Raw genomic sequence first — 14902 nt, forward strand, 5'->3', positions numbered from 1 at the left:
TCACTAGGCTTCCTCCGCCAGATCATCCAGCTTCAATTGCAGTTGCGGACGCGCGGATGCATCCTCGAGCGCCTCAATGGCCGCCTGGTAGGCCGCCCGGGCTTCCGACTTGCGACCCAGGGCAAGCAGCAGGTCGCCCCGCACCTCTTCGCGGCCCGCCTTCAATTCGGAACCTTCGACCGGTGAGGCGAACAGCGCCAGGCCTTCTTCGGCACGCTCCTGTTGAGCCAGAACCCGCGCCAGACGCTGACGCGCCACTTCCTGCAGCGCCGCATCCTTGCTGGTGTCTACCAGCTCACGCAAGTGCTTCTCGGCAACAGGATAGTCACTCGCCTCAACCGCCAGGCGCGCCTGCATCAAAGCAGCATAGTCGGCATAACGGGTGCTGGAATAGTCTTTACGCAGTTGGGTAGCCAGTTCCGCTGCGCGCGCACGCGACGCCTCGCTGTCACTGCTCAGTACGGATTCGAGCATGGTCTGGTAAAGGGTTGAAGCGCCCTGCGCCTGGCCCTGCTGATAGTTCTGCCAGGCATTCCAGCCAAACACCCCCGCAAGGGCTATAGCCACACCGGTGAGCAACGGCACACCATGGCGCTGCCAGAGTTCCTTCAGCTTCTCTACCTGTTCTTCTTCTGTCTCGTAAGCCACCCTAAAACTCCTTAGCCAAACCAGAAACGGCAAGCGCCGCTCAAATACTCTCTGCCAGTCGAGCCGGCACATCCTGCCAGCTCAAGGTTTCCTGCTCCTCACCACTGCGCAGCGGTTTGAAACCGATCTGCTGCGCAGCCACTTCGTCTTCGCCCAGCACCAGCGCGTACAGCGCACCGGACTTATCGGCCTTCTTGAACTGACTCTTGAAGCTGCCACCGCCAGCGTGCACGACCAGTCGCAATGACGGCAGCGCATCGCGCAGCTGCTCGGCCAGACGCAGTCCCGCCCTGGCAGCCACATCGCCCAGGGTGACGAGATAGACATCCACCTGACGGGCCAGTTCGGCGGGCACGCAACCAAGCGTCTCGATCAGCAGCAACAGCCGCTCGATACCCATGGCAAACCCCACAGCCGGGGCCGGCTTGCCGCCCAGCTGGGTTACCAGGCCGTCGTAACGGCCACCGGCGCAGACGGTACCCTGGGCACCAAGCTGGTCAGTCACCCATTCGAACACCGTCAGGCCGTAGTAGTCCAGCCCGCGCACCAGTTTGGGATTGATTACGTAAGGGATGCCAACTTCGTCCAGCAGTGCACGCAGGCCGTCGAAGTGAGCGCGTGCCTCGTCGTTGAGGTAGTCGGCCAGCTTCGGCGCGTCTGTCAGCAGGGCCTGGGTCTCCGGCACCTTGCTGTCGAGGATGCGCAGCGGGTTGCTGGCAAGTCGGCGCTGGCTATCCTCATCCAACTGATCAAATCGCGCCTGCAGATAGGCAACCAGATCATCGCGGTAGCGGGCACGGTCTTCCGCACTGCCCAGGCTGTTCAGCTCCAGCTTGACCGCATTACTGATACCCAGACGCTGCCACAGCCGCCAGGACAGCACGATCAGCTCGGCATCGATGTCCGGACCGGTCAGGTTGAAGGTTTCCACGCCGATCTGGTGAAACTGGCGATAGCGGCCCTTTTGCGGACGCTCGTGACGGAACATCGGGCCGTTGTACCAGACCTTCTGGGCAACACCGCCCCCGAGCAGACCGTGCTGCAGCATGGCGCGCACGCAGCCTGCGGTGCCTTCCGGGCGCAGGGTCAGCGAGTCACCATTACGGTCCTCGAAGGTGTACATTTCTTTCTCGACGATGTCGGTCACTTCGCCGATGGAGCGTTTGAACAGCTCGGTCGGCTCGACAATCGGCATACGTACCTGCTGGTAACCGTAGGTGGTCAACAGGTCAGCAACAGTGCGCTCAAAGTACTGCCACAGGGCGCTGTCTTCGGGCAGCACATCGTTCATGCCGCGAACGGCTTGCAGGGTCTTCAAAGTCTGTTTCCTATTACCTGACCGCTCAACCGCGGGCGATGGTGTTGGCATCCAGCGCCTGTTTGGCAGCCACTTTATCTCGAATCATTTTTTCCAGCCGGTCGACCAGCTCGGCGTTATCCACCTTCTGGTCTGGCTTGCCGTCCTGATAGATCAGGTTGTTCGGCGAGCCACCGGTCAGGCCGATGTCGGCCTCCTTGGCTTCGCCCGGACCGTTGACGACACAGCCGATAACCGCAACATCCAGCGGTGTCAGCACGTCGTCGAGGCGCGCTTCCAGCTCGTTCATGGTCTTGACCACATCGAAGTTCTGGCGTGAGCAGCTCGGGCAGGCAATGAAATTGATACCGCGCGAACGCAGGCGCAGCGACTTCAGAATGTCGAAGCCGACGCGAATCTCCTCCACCGGGTCGGCCGCCAGCGAGATGCGGATAGTGTCGCCAATGCCTTCGGCCAGCAACATACCCAGACCGACCGCCGACTTCACCGTGCCCGAGCGCAGGCCACCCGCCTCGGTAATCCCCAGATGCAGCGGCTGCTCGATCTGCCTGGCCAGCAGGCGGTAGGCATCAACCGCCATGAAGACGTCGGACGCCTTGACGCTGACCTTGAAATCCTGGAAATCCAGGCGATCAAGGTGCTCGACGTGGCGCAGCGCCGATTCCACCAGCGCCGCCGGAGTCGGTTCGCCGTATTTCTTCTGCAGATCCTTTTCCAGCGAGCCAGCATTAACCCCGATACGAATCGGAATGCCATTGTGGCGCGCGGCGTCGACCACGGCCTTGACCCGGTCTTCCCGGCCGATGTTGCCCGGGTTGATGCGCAGACAATCAACACCCAGATCAGCGACCCGCAGGGCAATCTTGTAGTCAAAGTGAATATCGGCGACCAGCGCGATACCGACCTGCTTGCGGATTTCACCAAAGGCCTCGGCAGCCTCCATGCTCGGCACCGAGACCCGCACGATATCGGCACCAACCGCTTCCAGCCGCCGAATCTGTTCGACGGTAGCGGCCACATCACAGGTTTCGGTGTTGGTCATGCTCTGTACCGAAATCGGCGCATCACCACCTACCAGTACCGAACCCACCTTGATCTGCCGGGAGACACGACGTTTGACCGGCGACTCATGCTGCATAACTGACTGACCTCTTACTCGCCCAGACGCAGCCGGACGACACCGGACTGGCTCTGCGGCGGCAACGTTACGGGGTTACCCTGAAAGCGAATGGTGGTGACCGCACTGCGGTCGCCGATCACCAGGTTCAACGGACCTGCGTGATCAATGTCCAGCGCCTGGCCATCGCGCAACAGGCCACTGTGCAGGACCTGGCCGTCGACGGCACTGACCTGCACCCAGCAATCGGCGGCCACACTCAACTGCAGGCCACGCCCCTCGACGGCTGCAGGCTCCTCGACGGGAGCGACCACCTCAGTCTGTGCATCCGCAACCAGGGTCGCTTCCTGAGGCGCCTCCGCCGCATCCGCAACCGCCTCGGTCGCGAGCGGGTCGGCAGCCGGCGCTTCAGGCTCAGGGGCCAGCAAGTCGGCGGGCAGCGCCTCTGTCTGCTCGGCAATTGCCTCGGGCAACGTCATGGCATCGACCTCGACATCGTCCAGCAGCAACTCGGACTCCAGTTCTTCCATCGGCGGCAACGGCTCGGAGACAGGGCGGCCGGCTTCGTACCACCACCATGCCGAGGCCATCAGCACCAGCACAATCAGCAGGGTGCTCCAGCGCATGATGGACCGCCCAGACCCATTCGGCATCTGGACCCGGGCGATAGAACTGACCGGACGCTCGCGTACCTCGATACCACGATGCCGATCGAATTCAACGGCGAGCCGGTTGGGGTCCAGCCCCATCAGCCGCGCATAACTGCGTATGTAGCCGCGGGTAAAGGTATCACCGGGCAAGCGGTCGAACCGGCCTGCTTCGATGTGCTCTACCGCCTGACGCGAGATTTTCAGCTCCAGGGCAACCTCGGCGATGCTCAGGCCGCGAGCTTCACGGGCCTCGCGCAGGGTTTCACCAGGGTTACGCAGGGTGTTTGGTTCTGCCATGTCTGCTGCTGCATCATGACGCTCGGAACTCATGACTTTTCGGACTCCACAAGCGCGCGGGCTTCAGGACTGTTGGGATAGAGACGTTTGAGCTGCAGCGCATAGCTGGCAGCCTTGCTGTGATCCTCGAATCGACGCGCCAGGCGCACACCCAGCCAGAGGCTGGCGGCATTCTGCTCGGACAACTGGTCGAAGCGACGATAGTGATTCCACGCGGGCACAAAGTTGCCTTCAGCAAACTCGATCTGCGCCAGCTCAAGCAACGCACGCGGCTGGCGGATGTTCAGCCGCAGGGAGCGCTCGAGATTCTCGCGGGCGGCATCGATATTACCCATGCGCAGATAGGCGATACCCAGGTTCTCGAATACGCGCGAGCGTTCGCTGTAAAGCGTATCGGCTGCGGCCTTGTTGAAATACTCGAGAGCTTCCTGGTAGCGCTCGCGGTCAAGCAGAAACGCACCGTAATTATTCAGCAGCCGGGCGTTCTCCGGCTCACTGGCAAGCGCAGTCCGAAAGTGCTTTTCGGCAGCGTCGTACTCGCCTTCCTGCTGGAATACCAGCGCCAGCACCATATTCGCCGATGCCGAGCGGGGGTCCAGCTTCAGCGCTTCACTCAGCGGCTGCTTGGCACGTTCGGTTTCCCCTTTCTGCAGATAACCGATACCGAGCTGAACGTAAGCATCGCGGGCGGCGGCCGGATCGACCTTGCGGCTGTTTTGCCCCGTGCTGACACAGCCCGCCAGCAGCAGACAGAAGATCAAGATCGCGGCGCTTGGCTTGCTCATGTCAACATCCTTTTCCGGCCTGAGTGATTAACCTGCAGTGTGCCGCGTCTCGGACGGCGCGGTCTCGGTTGCGTCTGTTGCCAACTGGCGTACCGCAATGTAGCGCTCGCTTCGGCGGGTGCGATCCATAACCTGCCCGACCAGTTGCCCGCAGGCCGCATCGATATCTTCCCCACGCGTGGTGCGCACCGTGACGTTGTAACCGGCCTGGTGCAACATGTCCTGAAACCGGCGAATGGCGTTGTTGCTCGGCCGCTCGTAGCCGGAATGCGGGAAGGGATTGAACGGGATCAAATTGATCTTGCACGGAATATCGCGCAGCAGCTCGATCATTTCGGCCGCATGCTCGGGCTGGTCGTTGACCCCTTTGAGCAGGGTGTACTCGACCGTCAGCGAGCGCTTCTCGCCAAGCCCGGCGATGTAACTTTTGCAGGCCGGCAGCAAGACTTCCAGCGGATACTTCTTGTTCAGCGGCACCAACTGGTTGCGCAAGGCGTTATTCGGCGCGTGCAGCGACAGCGCCAGGGCAACGTCCACCTTCTCGGCGAGCTTCTCGATCATCGGTACTACCCCGGAGGTAGACAGCGTCACCTTGCGCTTGGAGATACCGTAACCGAGATCGTCCATCATCAACGTCATGGCGTCCACAACGTTGTCAAAATTCAGTAGCGGTTCGCCCATGCCCATCATCACCACGTTGGTGACCGCACGATCGGCGGTAGCAGGAACGGAACCGAAGGACTTGCTGGCAATCCACACCTGGCCAATGATTTCGGCCACGGTCAGATCGCTGTTGAAGCCCTGTTTGCCGGTCGAGCAGAAGCTGCAATCTAGCGCACAGCCCGCCTGAGACGACACACACAGGGTGCCGCGCCCGTTTTGCGGAATGTACACCGTCTCGACGCAACTGCCCGAGGCAACCCGGACGACCCACTTGCGTGTGCCGTCGCGGGAAATATCTTCGCTGACAACCTCGGGACCGCGAATTTCGGCGGTGGCCTTGAGCTTCTCGCGCAGGGCCTTGCCGATATTGGTCATGTCATCGAAGTTGTCCACGCCATAGTGATGCATCCATTTCATGACCTGGCCGGCACGAAAACGCTTTTCTCCCAATCCTTCGAAGAAAGCTTCCAGTTTCTGCTGTGTCAGACCCAGCAGATTGGTCTTGCTGGTGGTATCGGTCATGGCGATCACATCACTCGGCTGAGATAACCCGACCCGGCCTTAGCGCGGGCAGAGTTCGGTTTCGGCGAAGAAGTAGGCCACTTCGCGCGCAGCGGAAGTGGTGGAGTCGGAGCCGTGAACCGCGTTGGCATCGATGGACTCGGCGAAGTCGGCGCGGATGGTACCGGCAGCGGCTTCTTTCGGGTTGGTAGCGCCCATCAGTTCACGGTTTTTCAGAACGGCGCCTTCGCCTTCCAGAACCTGAACAACAACCGGACCAGAAGTCATGAAGCCAACCAGATCCTTGAAGAAAGGACGCTCTTTGTGCTCGGCGTAGAAGCCTTCGGCATCGGCCTGGGACAGCTGAACCATCTTGGCAGCAACAACGCGCAGACCAGCCTGCTCGAAACGGGTCAGGATCTGACCAATGACGTTTTTGGCAACGGCATCGGGCTTGATGATGGACAGGGTACGTTCAACGGCCATAAAACTCTCCAGAGAGGTAGTTACAGAATAGAATTACAAAAGATGGTTAACCTGCGGATTATACGCAGGTTAAAGACAAATAGATAACAGCAGCGTAGCTGACGGCAAACCGTCAGCCGGCACGCAGGCGCGTTACCACCTGACAAATGATTTCGGCAGCCCGCTGCACGTCCTGCTCAGAGGTGAAGCGCCCGAGCGACAGACGAATGGAACTGTGCGCCAGCTCGTCGCTCAGACCAATCCCGCGCAGCACATAAGAGGGCTCGACCGCGGCAGAGGTACAGGCGGAGCCGGTCGACAACGCCAAATCCTTGAGTGCGAGCAACAGCAACTCACCGTCAACGCCAGCGAAGGCCAGATTGAGGTTGTGCGGCACCCGCTGTTCCGCGCTGCCGTTGAGGCTGACGCCGTCCAGCCCGGCCAGGCCCTTGAGCAGCGCGTCATGCAGAGCGGCAATTCGCGCCCCCTCGTCTTTCATCAGCTTGCCGGCCAGCTCGAAGGCTTCGCCCATACCCACGATCTGATGGGTCGCCAGGGTACCGGAGCGCAGCCCGCGCTCGTGACCACCACCATGCATCTGCGCCTGCGGCTTGGGCGTCAGGCCTCGGCGTGCAAACAGCGCACCGATGCCTTTTGGCCCATAGGTCTTGTGGGCGCTGAAGGACATCAGATCAACCGGCAGAGTCTGCAGGTCGATTGCCAGCTTGCCGGTCGACTGCGCCGCATCGACATGAAACACCGCCCCGGCGGCATGGGCAACCTCACCCAGGGCCTGAATATCGTTGATCGTACCGATCTCGTTATTAACGTGCATCAGCGATACCAGCACGGTGTCTTCGCGCAGCGCCGCACGCAATTGCTCGGGCGTAATGACACCCGCCGCCCCCGGCTCAAGCCAGGTGACCTCAAAGCCTTCCTGCTCAAGCACCTTGAAGCAGTCAATCACCGCCTTGTGTTCGATCTTCGAGGTAATCAGATGGCGCCCTCTGGCCTGCAAGGCATGCGCCATACCCTTGATGGCCAGGTTGTCCGACTCGGTAGCGCCGGAGGTCCAGACAATCTCGCGCGGGTCGGCACCCACCAGGTCCGCGACCTGACGACGCGCGTTCTCAACCGCCTCTTCCGCTTTCCAGCCATAGACATGGGAGCGCGAAGCCGGATTGGCAAAATTGCCATCCATGGTCAGGCACGCCACCATCTTCTCGGCGACCCGCGGGTCAACCGGCGTTGTAGCAGCGTAATCCAGGTAAATCGGCTGATTCATCAGCAACTCCGTCAAGGCTTCTCAGTAGTGGCATCGGTTGCCGCCACATCCGTCTCGTCATCCTTGAGCAGATCAAAATCCTCACCACCAAGCGCCGGCAGCTCCTTGGCGCAATAATCACTGCCCAGCTCACTCAATGCCTTGCACATGCCCTCGAGACGGCTGTCTACCGCGTGCATATGATCCAGCATCTGCCCGATAGCACGTGCCACCGGATCCGGCATATCGCGACTGACGCCATAGGCATCGAAGCCGAGCTTTTCCGCCATGGCCTGACGATTGGCCTGCTGCTCGCACTCGGCGGAAGGCTCCGGGTCCTTCGGAATAATGCGCCCGGGAATGCCGACCGCGGTCGCACCAGCCGGCACTGCCTTGGTTACAACAGCATTGGAGCCAATCTTGGCTCCGGCACCAACGGTAAACGGCCCCAGCACCTTGGCACCGGCGCCGACAACGACGCCGTCCTCCAGCGTCGGGTGACGCTTGCCCTGATCCCAGCTGGTACCACCCAGCGTTACACCCTGATACAGCGTAACGTCATTGCCTATCTCGGTGGTTTCACCAATCACCACACCAAAGCCGTGATCAATAAAGAAGCGACGACCTATCTTGGCTCCGGGATGAATCTCGATGCCGGTCAGCCAGCGGGCGAAGTGCGACAGCATGCGCGCCAAAAGGTAGGCACGGCGCACCCAAAGAGCGTGCGACACCCGATGCAACCAGACCGCATGCAAGCCGGGATAACAGGTCAGCACTTCCAGCGTGTTGCGCGCGGCAGGGTCACGGTGGAATACACTGGCGATATCTTCTTTCATGCGATCAAACATGGTCAGGTTCTCCGCTCGCCGGCTGCTTTGACGCCGACGGCCTTCTGGGTTTCGGTCAGGATGCCGCGCAGGATGTTCATCTCCATTCGATTCAAATGGACCCGCCCGTACAGGCGGCGCAAGCGCGGCATCAGCTGCCGTGGTTTCTGAGGGTCGTGGAAGCCGATTTCAACCAGCACCTGCTCCAGATGCTGATAAAACTGCTCCAGCTCGCCTGCGGTCGCCGGAATCTCGTTGAAAACAGCGGTGGTTTCGACCTTGTGCATCTTGGTCGGCGCGCCTTCGCGCTGCAGACTTTGCATACGCAGCTCGTAGGCCAGCACCTGCACGGCTGCCGCCAGATTCAGCGAGCTGAAGTCCGGCATCGAGGGAATATGCACATGATACTGGCAACGCTGCAGCTCATCGGTGGTCAGACCGGAGTCCTCACGACCAAATACCAGCGCGATCTGCGCGTCCGCAACCTGCTCCAGCTGATCCAGCACCTTGTCAGCGGATTCACGCGGATCCAGCACCGGCCAGGGAATGCGGCGATCGCGAGCACTGGTGCCGAGCACCAGCGAGCAATCGGCGATGGCTTCTTCCAGCGTTGCGACAATTCTTGCATTGGCCAGCACATCGTCCGCACCTGAGGCGCGAGAAACCGCATCAGGATCGGGGAAGCGCTCGGGATCAACCAGCACCAGCTCGGACAATCCCATATTCTTCATGGCCCGAGCGGCGCCGCCGATGTTGCCAGGATGACTGGTGTTGACCAACACCACACGCACGTTCTTCAGCACAGCGACACCTTCAAGCCAAAAATGGGACCCTGCATCTTACAAAAGCTGCGACCTGATAGCCATGACGCATTTCTGTTCATTTTCAACTCTGCTACAATGTCCGGCTTTTCATCTTCCGACAGAGACATACCCCATATGCAGCCTATGCTGAACATCGCCCTGCGTGCCGCGCGCAGCGCAGGAGAGCTCATTTACCGTTCCATGGAACGCCTCGATGTGCTCGCCGTGGACGAAAAGGACGCGCGCGATTATGTTTCGGAAGTCGACCGCGCCGCCGAGCAGGCGATCATCAGCCAGTTGCGCAAAGCCTATCCGGATCACAGCATCCAGGCAGAAGAGAGCGGCTTCCAGCCCGGCCACGGCGACGGCGCCGACACCGTCTGGATCATCGACCCGCTGGACGGCACCACCAACTTCATTCGCGGCGTACCGCATTTCGCCGTCAGCATCGCCTGCCGGGTCAAGGGCCGCATTGAGCATGCCGTCATTCTGGACCCCATTCGTCAGGAAGAATTCACCGCCAGCCGTGGCCGTGGCGCAGCACTGAACGGTCGCCGCCTGCGCGTCAGCAACCGCAAGTCACTGGAAGGCGCCCTGCTCGGCACCGGCTTCCCGTTCCGGGCCAATCAGGTCGACTCGCTGGATAACTACCTCGGCATGTTCCGCAGCCTGGTCGGCCAGACGGCCGGCATTCGCCGCGCAGGCGCTGCCAGCCTGGACCTGGCCTATGTTGCCGCCGGCCGCTTCGATGCCTTCTGGGAATTTGGCCTGGCCGAGTGGGACATGGCAGCCGGCGCCCTGCTGATCCAGGAAGCCGGCGGCCTGGTCAGCGACTTCAGCGGCGGCCACCAGTTCCTCGACAAGGGCCACATCGTCGCGGGCAACCCCAAGTGCTTCAAGGCCGTGCTGACCGCCATCCAGCCGCACCTGACGCCCGGGATGAAAATGTAACACCCAGTCGCAAGCTGCAAGCCTCAAGCGGCAAGCTGGCCGTACGGGGCAGAACAAAAAGGCCCACATCCTGACCGGTGTGGGCCTTTTTTTGAGCTGCAAGCTACAAGCCGTAAGCTTCAAGCCAACCCAAAACAAAAAAACCCGCGCCGGATTCAGTTCCGACGCGGGTTTTCTTGCCGCTTGTAGCTTGCGGCTTGAAGCTTACCTCTTGAGGCTTGCCGCTGCGCCGGCGAAGCCGGCGCTCAGGGCCTATCGTCGACCGCTTCTTCCACCTGCGGCGGGATGAGATCATCCCGGGTGAGTTTCATGGTCACCAGCAGGCCACCGGCGATATAGATGGAGGAATAGGTACCCACACCCACACCGATCAGCAGCGCCGTGGCAAAGCCGTGGATATTTTCACCACCGAACCAGAACAGCGCCAGCAGCACCAAAATGGTCGAGAACGAGGTAGCCATGGTTCGACCGAGCGTCTGGGTGGTCGAGATGTTGATGATGTCAGTGAGCTCGGTCTGACGCATCAGACGCATGTTCTCACGCACCCGGTCGAACACCACGATGGTGTCGTTCAACGAGTAGCCGATCACTGCCAGAATCGCCGCGAGCACCGTCAAGTCGAACGAAATCCCGAAAAACGAGAACACCCCGAGGGTAAAGATCACGTCGTGGACCAGCGCCAGAATCGCCGCCACCGCGAACTTCATCTGGAAGCGCAGAGAGACATACAGCAGGATACCGGCGATCGCCACCAGCATACCCAGACCGCCCTGATCACGCAGCTCTTCACCCACCTGCGGACCGATAAACTCGACCCGCTTGACCGATACATCACTGCCATCGGTGGTCTTGATCATCTGGGCCACCTGGTTACCCAGATTCGGGTCATCGCTGGGCAGACGGATCAGCACGTCGGTAGAGGCACCGAAGTTTTGCACCACGGCATCGCCCCAGCCATTCTCGCGCAGCGTGGCGCGAATGGCTTCAAGATCCGCCGCCTCGCTGTAGTTCAGCTCCACCAGCGCACCGCCGGTGAAGTCCAGACCCAGGTTCAACTGCTTGACCGCCAGGCTGCCGACCGACGCCAGCATCAGCGCAACGGCAACCACATAGAAGAACTTGCGCAGGCGGAGGAAATTAATGGTTTTACGAATGTTCATCGGTGTTTCCTCACAGCCAGAGCTTTTTGATGTCGCGACCGCCAACGGTCAGATTGACCAAAGCGCGAGTCACCATGATGGCACTGAACATGGAGGTCACAATCCCCAGCGACAGGGTTACGGCGAAGCCCTTGATCGGACCGGAGCCCATGGCAAACAGAATGACCCCGACCAACAGGGTAGTCAGGTTACCGTCCACGATGGCTGAAAATGCCTTGTCAAAGCCTTCATGCACCGCACGCTGTGGCGACATGCCGTTGGCGACCTCTTCCTTGATACGGGAGAAGATCAGCACGTTGGCATCCACCGCCATACCCAGCGTCAGCACGATACCGGCAATGCCCGGCAGGGTCAGAGTGGCACCGAGCATCGACATCAGCGCCAGGAGCAGCACCAGGTTAAAGCTCAATGCGATACCGGCAAACACACCAAAGGCGCGATAGACCAGCACCATGAACACCAGCACCAGGGCAAAGCCGACCTGAGTGGCAGTCACACCCTTGGCGATATTCTCTGCCCCCAGGCTCGGGCCGATCGTACGCTCTTCAACGAAGTGCATCGGCGCCGCCAGACCACCAGCGCGCAGCAGCAGCGCCAGTTCGGAGGCCTCAGCCGGCGAGTCCAGACCGGTGATGCGGAACTGATTGCCCAGCGCGCTCTGGATGGTGGCCAGGCTGATAATCGATTTTTCCTCGACGAACGCCGGAATCTCGACCTCCTGCATCACACCATCAACTTCCTGCATAACCTTGCGGTTGACCTGCCGCTGTTCAATGAACAGCACCGCCATGCCCCGACCGATATTGCTGCGGGTGGCACGGTTCATCAACTCGCCGCCGTGGCTGTCGAGGTTGATATTGACCTGCGGGCGACCGTTCTCGTCGTAGTTGGAACGGGCGTCGGTGACCTGGTCACCGGTAATGATGATGCTGCGCTCAACGTCGGCCGTACGCCCCTCTGCGCTGCGGAAGGCAAAGGACTCGGTGGTTGCGCGCGGCGCATCAGGCTCGGCCGCCAGACGAAACTCCAGGTTGGCGGTCTTGCCCAGAACCCGCTTGGCCTCAGCGGTATCCTGCACGCCCGGCAACTCCACTACGATACGGTTGGCGCCCTGACGCTGCACCAGCGGCTCGGCCACCCCCAGCTCATTGACCCGGTTACGCACGGTAGTCAGGTTCTGCTGCACCGCGTAATCGCGAATCGCGGCCACTTCGGCCTCGGACAGGGTCAGCTGCAATACAGCCTGATCCTTGAGTTCGGCATTGGCAGTCACAAATTGATTGTACTTGCCGGCAATCAGGCGACGGGCTTCACTGCGCTGGTCTTCGTCGGCAAAGCCGAACTGCAGGGTGTTGCCCTGGGTCGGCAGACTGCGATAGCGAATCCCCTCAGTGCGCATCAGGCCCCGCAGCTCACTCTGGTAGACATTGACCCGAGACTCGATGGCCTTGTCCATGTCGACCTGCAGCAGAAAGTGCACACCACCGGACAGGTCCAGACCCAGTGTCATGGGGCCAGCCCCAATTGCAGACAGCCAGTCCGGCGTGGTCTGCGCCAGGTTTTGCGCCACAACATAGCGCGCGCCGAGCGCGTCACGGACAACATCCTGCGCCTTCAACTGATCACTGCGATTAACCAGACGCACCAGGCCGGAGCGGCCGTTGGCACCCAGTTCGGTGCCCTTGGTCGGCAGATTGGCTGCAGCCAGCGCCTGCTCGATGCGGTCAAGATCAGCCTGATCGATGACCTGAGTGGAGCTGGCGCCGGAGATCTGAATGGCAGGGTCGTCGGGATAAAGGTTCGGCAACGCATAGATCACGCCCAGTGCAAGCACGGTCACGATCAGCAGGTATTTCCAGAGGGGATAACGGTTGAGCATATCAGGGCCTGATAGCAGTCCGGGCGCCTGATGGCGCCCGGAACGGGGTCTGCGAGGTAATTAGATGGCTTTCAGCGTGCCCTTGGGCAGGACAGCAACAATGGAGCCTTTCTGGAATTTCAGTTCCTGGCTATCACCCACTTCCAGCACGACGAACTCGTCGGTCACTTTCTTGACCTTGCCCAGAATGCCGCCACCGGTTACTACTTCATCACCGGTCGACAGGCCCGCCAGCAGGTTCTTGTGCTCTTTGGCACGCTTGGCCTGGGGGCGCCAGATCATCAGATAGAAGATGACCACGAAGCCGATCAGAAAAATCCACTCAAAACCGGTACCCGCCGGTGCGGCGCCACCTGCAGACTGTGCCATGGCGGCGGGGATGAAAAAGCTCATGTGACGCTCCTGTTATTGAACTGCGAAAAATCGGTTATGGGGGCGCTCCGGCCGCCATTCAAGGCTCAAGCGGCGGTACCGGCCGGCCCAGTTTGGCGTAGAAGTTTTCCACAAAGGCGGTCAATGTACCCTGTTGAATGGCACCGCGCAAACCTGCCATAAGCCGCTGATAATGCCGCAGGTTATGGATGGTATTGAGCATGCTGCCGAGCATTTCGCCGCACTTGTCCAGGTGATGCAGATAGGCGCGGGAGAAGTGCTGGCAGGTGTAGCAATCACAGGCCGGATCCAGCGGCGACTCATCGTGGCGATGTACCGCGTTGCGGATCTTGATCACGCCCGCCTCGGTGAACAGGTGCCCGTTGCGCGCATTGCGGCTGGGCATCACGCAGTCGAACATGTCCACGCCGCGGCGCACACCTTCTACCAGATCCTCGGGTTTGCCTACTCCCATCAGGTAACGGGGTTTTTCCGGCGGCATGTGGCCCGGCAGAAAATCCAGCACGCGGATCATTTCTTCCTTCGGCTCGCCGACCGACAGACCACCAATCGCCAGCCCATCAAACCCGATCTCGCTCAACCCTTCCAGCGAGCGCAGCCGCAACTCTTCGTGCATACCGCCCTGAATGATGCCGAACAGCGCTGACGGATTATCGCCGTGGGCCTGCTTGGAGCGCTTGGCCCAGCGCAGCGACAGTTCCATCGAGCGACGAGCAGTATCCAGATCCGCCGGATAGGGCGTGCACTCATCAAAGATCATGACGATGTCCGAACCCAGCGCGCGCTGCACCTGCATGGATTCTTCCGGCCCCATGAACACCTTGGCACCATCAACCGGCGAGGAGAAGTACACCCCCTCCTCCTTGATCTTGCGCATGGCACCCAGACTGAATACCTGAAAGCCGCCGGAGTCGGTCAGAATCGGCCCCTGCCATTGCATGAAATCGTGCAGGTCACCGTGCCTGCGGATCACCTCGGTCCCCGGGCGCAGCCACAGATGGAAGGTATTGCCGAGAATGATCTGCGCACCGATCGCCTCGATATCGCGCGGCAGCATGCCCTTCACCGTACCGTAGGTACCCACCGGCATAAAGGCCGGCGTCTCGACCACCCCGCGGGGGAAGGTCAGCCGACCACGGCGCGCCCTGCCATCGGTGGCAAGCAGTTCAAAGGACATGTGA

Annotated in this window: 15 protein-coding genes; 1 reads left to right on the top strand and 14 read right to left on the bottom strand. The window is 60.8% G+C overall.

Annotation, left to right across the window (positions count from 1 at the left end; all coding sequences use genetic code 11):
• Positions 1-3: 3 nt before the first annotated feature.
• From O5O48_RS01710 to trmJ, 10 genes are all read right to left on the bottom strand, one after another.
• Positions 4-648 carry a YfgM family protein gene (locus O5O48_RS01710; RefSeq protein WP_269687993.1) on the bottom strand — a complete coding sequence of 215 codons (645 nt, stop codon included), beginning with the start codon at positions 646-648 and terminating at the stop codon, positions 4-6.
• Between the two features lie 40 nt (positions 649-688).
• Positions 689-1939 carry a histidine--tRNA ligase gene (hisS, locus tag O5O48_RS01715; protein WP_269688657.1) on the bottom strand — a complete coding sequence of 417 codons (1251 nt, stop codon included), beginning with the start codon at positions 1937-1939 and terminating at the stop codon, positions 689-691.
• Positions 1940-1991: 52 nt separating this feature from the next.
• On the bottom strand, positions 1992-3104 hold the full coding sequence (gene ispG / locus O5O48_RS01720) for a flavodoxin-dependent (E)-4-hydroxy-3-methylbut-2-enyl-diphosphate synthase (protein WP_088274725.1): 1113 nt from the start codon (positions 3102-3104) through the stop codon (positions 1992-1994).
• Between the two features lie 14 nt (positions 3105-3118).
• A complete protein-coding gene (locus O5O48_RS01725) occupies positions 3119-4030 on the bottom strand; it encodes a RodZ domain-containing protein (protein WP_269687994.1) in 912 nt (303 codons plus the stop codon).
• Between the two features lie 29 nt (positions 4031-4059).
• The gene (gene pilW / locus O5O48_RS01730; RefSeq protein ID WP_269687995.1) at positions 4060-4815 is read right to left on the bottom strand and encodes a type IV pilus biogenesis/stability protein PilW; all 756 of its coding nucleotides are present in this window, start codon (positions 4813-4815) and stop codon (positions 4060-4062) included.
• Between the two features lie 27 nt (positions 4816-4842).
• Positions 4843-6000, bottom strand: a complete 1158-nt coding sequence (gene rlmN / locus O5O48_RS01735) for a 23S rRNA (adenine(2503)-C(2))-methyltransferase RlmN (RefSeq protein ID WP_269687996.1) — start codon at positions 5998-6000, stop codon at positions 4843-4845.
• Positions 6001-6039: 39 nt separating this feature from the next.
• Entirely contained in the window at positions 6040-6465 is a 426-nt protein-coding gene (gene ndk / locus O5O48_RS01740) for a nucleoside-diphosphate kinase (protein ID WP_088274719.1), read from the bottom strand.
• 112 nt (positions 6466-6577) lie between these two features.
• Positions 6578-7729 carry an IscS subfamily cysteine desulfurase gene (locus tag O5O48_RS01745; RefSeq protein WP_269687997.1) on the bottom strand — a complete coding sequence of 384 codons (1152 nt, stop codon included), beginning with the start codon at positions 7727-7729 and terminating at the stop codon, positions 6578-6580.
• An 11-nt stretch (positions 7730-7740) separates the two neighbouring features.
• Complete coding sequence (cysE, locus tag O5O48_RS01750) at positions 7741-8556, bottom strand: serine O-acetyltransferase (protein WP_228247497.1); 816 nt, start codon at positions 8554-8556, stop codon at positions 7741-7743.
• 2 nt (positions 8557-8558) lie between these two features.
• Positions 8559-9338: a tRNA (cytosine(32)/uridine(32)-2'-O)-methyltransferase TrmJ gene (gene trmJ, locus O5O48_RS01755; RefSeq protein ID WP_269687998.1), complete on the bottom strand. Its 780-nt coding sequence runs from the start codon at positions 9336-9338 to the stop codon at positions 8559-8561.
• Between the two features lie 135 nt (positions 9339-9473).
• Between trmJ and suhB the strand changes: the two genes are divergently transcribed.
• A complete protein-coding gene (gene suhB, locus O5O48_RS01760; RefSeq protein ID WP_228247499.1) occupies positions 9474-10289 on the top strand; it encodes an inositol monophosphatase family protein in 816 nt (271 codons plus the stop codon).
• Positions 10290-10534: 245 nt separating this feature from the next.
• Here suhB and secF read toward each other — a convergent pair whose 3' ends face one another.
• From secF to tgt, 4 genes are read right to left on the bottom strand one after another with little or no spacing between them, the layout of a single operon-like run.
• A complete protein-coding gene (gene secF / locus O5O48_RS01765) occupies positions 10535-11449 on the bottom strand; it encodes a protein translocase subunit SecF (RefSeq protein ID WP_228247500.1) in 915 nt (304 codons plus the stop codon).
• 10 nt (positions 11450-11459) lie between these two features.
• Positions 11460-13328, bottom strand: coding sequence for a protein translocase subunit SecD (gene secD / locus O5O48_RS01770; RefSeq protein ID WP_269687999.1), 1869 nt, complete (start codon positions 13326-13328; stop codon positions 11460-11462).
• 60 nt (positions 13329-13388) lie between these two features.
• The gene (gene yajC / locus O5O48_RS01775; RefSeq protein ID WP_088274707.1) at positions 13389-13721 is read right to left on the bottom strand and encodes a preprotein translocase subunit YajC; all 333 of its coding nucleotides are present in this window, start codon (positions 13719-13721) and stop codon (positions 13389-13391) included.
• Between the two features lie 58 nt (positions 13722-13779).
• A complete protein-coding gene (tgt, locus tag O5O48_RS01780) occupies positions 13780-14898 on the bottom strand; it encodes a tRNA guanosine(34) transglycosylase Tgt (RefSeq protein ID WP_228247515.1) in 1119 nt (372 codons plus the stop codon).
• Positions 14899-14902 lie beyond the last annotated feature (4 nt).

This window comes from Halopseudomonas sp. MFKK-1, assembly GCF_027474385.1.
Lineage (GTDB): Bacteria > Pseudomonadota > Gammaproteobacteria > Pseudomonadales > Pseudomonadaceae > Halopseudomonas > Halopseudomonas aestusnigri.